Raw genomic sequence first — 520 nt, 5'->3', positions numbered from 1 at the left:
CTGGAATGCTCTATAGCTGCTGCTGCGATTGGACCCTTGCAGTAGCCACTTTAAAGCACGCTGTCACTAGAACTTCAGGACGGTCCTGACCACGTCAACATAGTGGCCATCTGGAGGTGGCTTCCTCTGACTTCCAGGTTGCAGGAACTTCTTAATTGTAGGAATGTTGCTGATTCTTGTCTTAAATGCCTGCAGCAGAGGGAAGTCAGACAACACAGGAGCACTGACTTCTTCCACCATCAAAATGGCTCGGACACTATCCTAGGCCCTTCAGAAACCCGGTCAACCTAGAACATTCGGTGGCTCTGCTCTACCCAGCAAGGGTGGTGCTCCGCTGTGTGTGGCAGAGCAGAGCCACTGGCAGGTCCGTCCCCACGTGCACTCCGAGGCAGGGCTAGCTTATTAACAGGCTGTTGTGCCTTAATACTGACAGTGTGGTGGGAGGACAAGGGGCTGCTCAGGTGTCAGTGGGGACACCTCCCCACTCTACTGCTTTCGCGTGACTAATCTGAGAATACCA

The 520-nt window shown here is 53.5% G+C and carries 1 protein-coding gene; it reads right to left on the bottom strand.

The genetic code is table 11. The annotated features are described in order from the left end of the window. Nucleotides 1-66 precede the first annotated feature (66 nt). A complete protein-coding gene (locus tag R7E38_RS23595) occupies nucleotides 67-240 on the bottom strand; it encodes a glutathione S-transferase family protein (RefSeq protein WP_411978687.1) in 174 nt (57 codons plus the stop codon). Nucleotides 241-520: the final 280 nt, after the last annotated feature.

The organism is Vibrio sp. Vb2131, from assembly GCF_033338535.1.
GTDB classification, from domain to species: Bacteria; Pseudomonadota; Gammaproteobacteria; order Enterobacterales; family Vibrionaceae; genus Vibrio; species Vibrio alginolyticus.
This window is presented reverse-complemented; position numbering and strand designations above follow the sequence as displayed.